Source organism: Syntrophomonas wolfei subsp. methylbutyratica (assembly GCF_001570625.1).
Taxonomy (GTDB): domain Bacteria; phylum Bacillota; class Syntrophomonadia; order Syntrophomonadales; family Syntrophomonadaceae; genus Syntrophomonas; species Syntrophomonas methylbutyratica.
Genome location: NZ_BBQT01000039.1, coordinates 1 through 4,049, shown reverse-complemented (window position 1 = coordinate 4,049; position 4,049 = coordinate 1). Strand labels below are relative to the sequence as shown.

Here is a 4,049-nt window from a genome sequence, read left to right as displayed (position 1 = left end):
TTTTCAACTATATGAGCTGGCTACATATCGAGTTATTACTGCATCCTACCAAGCTAAATACTCATTACCAGAGCTAAAACTAAAGATACTTTTGCCACGCTACCAAAATTAATCAGAAAGTGGATATAAAGGTGGATGGCCGGTAGAAATAGGAAGCAAGATTGTATCAACCGCAGCTATTAAGATGGCTTTGTCTGCTTACCGGCAGGAGGAGACCCGCTTAAAAAAAGAACTGCTGGAGAATTGGGAGGTCAAGGCCGTAGCGGTCGATTATGGAGGAGAATTCATAAGTTCGGTGGGCAAGATTGTTGAACGTGCGGTAGTGGCAGCCAGCCCGTTCGCTTAGAAGAGACCTGAATCGCTAAGAATCCTTTTATTCACCCATAACCTTGATAATAACCCGTTTTTTGCGCTGCCCATCGAACTCGGCATAGAAGATATCCTGCCAGGGACCGAGATCCAGCTCTCCGTTGGTTACAGGTACAATAACCTGGTGGTGGAGCAGCAGTTAAACTATCCCGTTTCCTGGTGCTTTATAATCCAGCCGGTACAAATCCTTTCGCCGCTGCCGGAGAAGAGGCAGCTCCTGCCGCACTTGTTCCAACCGGGAAAAGTCCAGCCGGGCATGGATGATCTCTTCACCGCTCCCGGCTTCCTGAAGTATATCCCCCCAGGGGTCAACCACCAGGGAATGTCCCCAGGCCTGATAGCTGGCAGATAGATTCCGGGCCGGAGAGGCGGCAGCAACGAATAGCTGGTTGTCTACCGCCCGGCAGCGCATCAAGAGTTGCCAGTGGGCTGGGCCGGTGGTAGTATTGAAAGCCGCCGGAATCACCAGCAGCTCCGCTCCTTCCAGGGCCGCAGCCCGGGCCAATTCCGGGAAACGGCAATCATAGCAAATCATCAAAGCGAATAGATGGGATCTGTAGCGGACAATAGTAATATTCTCCCCCGCAGCAAGTGTGTCTGACTCATGAAAGTAAATCCGGCCCGGGATATTATATTTTCATATTTTTCAAATCTTTTATTTTGAATAATTCTTGCAGCTTCTACTCGTTCTCTTAATTCACTTGAGCTTGTTTTAGCGGTAAAATTGCTTAAGTTCATAAAATCTACCGGATGCACATATTTTTGTATATCAATTCTGTCCGAAATAGGACCGGAAATTTTTTGTCTGTATTTCAAAACCTCATAATCTGTGCACCTGCATTTGTCTGTACCGTAGTACCCGCATTGGCATGGATTCATAGCAGCAACTAACATGAAATTAGCTGGATATGAATTTGTATACTTGACTCTTGAAATTGTTACCTTTTTATCTTCCATGGGTTGCCTTAGTGAGTCCAAAGTTTTTTTGCTAAATTCTGTGATTTCGTCTAAAAACAAAATTCCATTGTGAGCTAAGGAAACTTCTCCCGACGTTGCACTGTTGCCTCCTCCAATGAGAGAATTAAGAGATGCATTGTGATGCGGTGATCTGAATTAAAGCCGTGTTAATGCTGGAATGATTATCCAGCGTGTTCAAGATGGCTTCGCCATAAAGTTTTCTTTCCTCATGGGACATTTCATATACCAACGCCTCGTCGCCGGATAACTCGCCCCATATGCTTACATCCTTGCAAAGAATATGCGCCAAAGGGTTAAACCAATGCAGAGTCCCCGCAAGCAGCGCAAGCATTTTTACCCATAAATCCTTGCGTTTCAGGTGCATAAGCTCATGAGCCAAGACCAGATTCAAGTCCATTCCCGATATGCTGGAAGCTGGCAGCAGTATCATAGGGCGGAGCAGCCCCACAAGCATAGGGCCTGTGATTTTGTGGTTCTGCATGAGTTTTACATCACCGTGGACGCCTAACGCCGCTTTGCACGAGGAAAGAATGACTGCGGCAGTATCGTCCGCTACGGGGAGGCTATCTGCCCGAAGCTGCATGGTAAATCTGCGATAGCAATAGAAATGCCATCCGGCAATAAAACCGTATGCCCCTACCTTGGTTCCGGTTGAAGCCATCAAGGCACTGACCGCTGAGGACGCATAAGTATAAGCATCAGGCAGCCAGGTATGAAGTGGGAATAATGCAATCACCGGGCTCTTGATTTTACTGGCAATATACGGTACCCTAAATAGAACATACGTTCCATTTAGGGAGAAAGAATGAAAATCGCTATGGGATTAGCCATTATGGGTCAATATGATCTGCTCATCCTTGATGAGCCCACCAATCATCTGGATGTGCACAGTCGGGAAGCCCTGGAGGAAAGCCTGCGGCAGTTTCCGGGATCCATTCTCCTCATTACCCATGATCGCTATTTCCTGGAGCAGATATGCGATGGTATGCTTGTTTTTGAGCAGCAAAGAATCATGCGCATCGAAGGCAATTCAGCTAAAAAGCAATTTGCTGAAACCCGTGCAGATTCAGTAAAAACGAGCAATGATGAGGAAACGTTGGTGCTGGAAACCAGAATATCCTGGGTGCTTGGTCAATTAAATCGTTACAAACCCGGCGATCCAAAATATACAGCCCTTGATAAAGAATACAGCGAGCTTATACAGCGCAAAAATGCGCTTAGCAAGCAGTTGTAAAAGCAAGCAACTGAATGACGTAAAAGACCACTCGTTAAAAAAACGAGTGGTCAGACTGTAGAAAAAGTCAAAATCAAACAGCGTGATCAAAAAAGGCAAAGAGCTGCGCGACGTCCAAGGATGGGCTAGTGCAGCAATGCCATGGATGGCAAAGAGCAGCAATTCGCCTTTTTTGACGCTCTCCCCTAGCCCAAAAAATCCCATGCATCAGTCATTTGCAAGCTGGATTTGATATAGGTTTCGATTGATTCGATTCTATCCGCGCTTAAGCTTTGCAAGAAATTGCAAAACTCAACCTGCCATTCCATTGCCTCGGCCTTTTCTCCTGGACTTGCTAAGGAAAAGCTCATAAGATTGCTTCTGATTTCCTCTATGAAAACGATTCTGGCCAAAACTGATAATTCCATATCTCCCAAGCTGTTGAACAAATCATAAAATTCATCTCCAAAAAAACAATCGGCTTCCAGAATATCTATAAAATCCCCCAGCGAATGAATGCTGGAGCGTACGATATCCGTTTTTCTCTTGGTAAAAGTGCAGTCCATGATATCATCCACCACTAGGCGAAAAGACTCATCATCCAGGCGATTGCCCTCATCAAAAACAATATCAAAATTTTGCGTTTGTTCCTTATCGATAAGGATGACATTTTCCAGACAATTATACGTTAATCCATTTATGAACCTGCTTAAAAATACGGATTTGAATTTCCTGATATAATCTTGTGGGCGGGGCTGATCAATTCCTAATTGCTTAATTAATATTTCAATGGCATCCTCAATAAGAGCTATAGTATGGCTGTGATCGAGGCCCATAAACTTCTGTTGTAAATGCTCAAATTGCTCTTGCGAAATGCGCAATTTAACCTCGCTATTTCCTGATAATACTGAATAAATTGCATTGTTGAGTACAATTTCAAATACATTGATTAAGGCCTCGCTGTAATTAATACGATAAACCCGGCCGTAAATATATAAGAGTTGATTGATATCCTCGGGAGCAAAGAGTCGGCAAAACTGATCCTCAAGCTGCAATTTCTCCAGGTATTGTTTGATATAAAAAACGCCCTGGATACTCATATCATCAATATTGATATTAAAACGCCGGCGCCGCTTGATTCCGATATTATCGGCAAGATGCCCTTTCCTCACCAGCTGTACATTCCGTAATATCATAAAAACCTCCATCTCGCCGCAAAAGCGGCGATACAAATAGTAATGAAAAAGTATTTTTCACGTTACCCCGACCCCATTTACCTTCTCAAGTATGCTTAAACCATTATTTTCAACCTTGTGCTATACTGATCTGGTAAAAGCAAATTCCTATCCAATATCCAATATCGATGTCACTGCAAAAAGTTATAAATATGCATTAGCTTGCATAAATATACCGCTCGCAGTCTTCGCATGGGCAACACCTGCGGCTTGTCTCGTGGCTCAAGGGGTGCCGCGCTGATCTCCCATCCTGG

Annotated in this window: 7 protein-coding genes; 2 read left to right on the top strand and 5 right to left on the bottom strand. The window is 44.4% G+C overall.

Features of this window, described 5'->3' with window-relative positions:
- Positions 1-148 precede the first annotated feature (148 nt).
- Positions 149-346, top strand: coding sequence for a HutP family protein (locus AWB54_RS14815; protein WP_368664475.1), 198 nt, complete (start codon positions 149-151; stop codon positions 344-346).
- A 27-nt stretch (positions 347-373) separates the two neighbouring features.
- On the opposite strand, the gene AWB54_RS15525 is transcribed toward AWB54_RS14815, so the two are convergent.
- From AWB54_RS15525 to AWB54_RS16155, 4 genes are read right to left on the bottom strand one after another with little or no spacing between them, the layout of a single operon-like run.
- Positions 374-505, bottom strand: coding sequence for a YjbQ family protein (locus AWB54_RS15525; RefSeq protein ID WP_394326501.1), 132 nt, complete (start codon positions 503-505; stop codon positions 374-376).
- Between the two features lie 3 nt (positions 506-508).
- On the bottom strand, positions 509-937 hold the full coding sequence (locus AWB54_RS14810; protein WP_235811209.1) for a nitrilase-related carbon-nitrogen hydrolase: 429 nt from the start codon (positions 935-937) through the stop codon (positions 509-511).
- Positions 904-1,443, bottom strand: coding sequence for an ATP-binding protein (locus tag AWB54_RS15520; protein WP_082736264.1), 540 nt, complete (start codon positions 1,441-1,443; stop codon positions 904-906). Before AWB54_RS15520 ends, AWB54_RS14810 begins: the two co-directional genes overlap by 34 nt.
- Positions 1,444-1,450: 7 nt before the next feature.
- Complete coding sequence (locus AWB54_RS16155) at positions 1,451-2,083, bottom strand: M56 family metallopeptidase (RefSeq protein WP_082736263.1); 633 nt, start codon at positions 2,081-2,083, stop codon at positions 1,451-1,453.
- A 69-nt stretch (positions 2,084-2,152) separates the two neighbouring features.
- Here AWB54_RS16155 and AWB54_RS14795 point away from each other — a divergent pair, with 69 nt between their 5' ends.
- A complete protein-coding gene (locus AWB54_RS14795; protein ID WP_061215371.1) occupies positions 2,153-2,581 on the top strand; it encodes a P-loop NTPase family protein in 429 nt (142 codons plus the stop codon).
- A gap of 185 nt (positions 2,582-2,766) precedes the next feature.
- Here AWB54_RS14795 and AWB54_RS14790 read toward each other — a convergent pair whose 3' ends face one another.
- Positions 2,767-3,756, bottom strand: a complete 990-nt coding sequence (locus tag AWB54_RS14790; RefSeq protein WP_061215370.1) for a DUF6179 domain-containing protein — start codon at positions 3,754-3,756, stop codon at positions 2,767-2,769.
- Between the last annotated feature and the right edge of the window lie 293 nt (positions 3,757-4,049).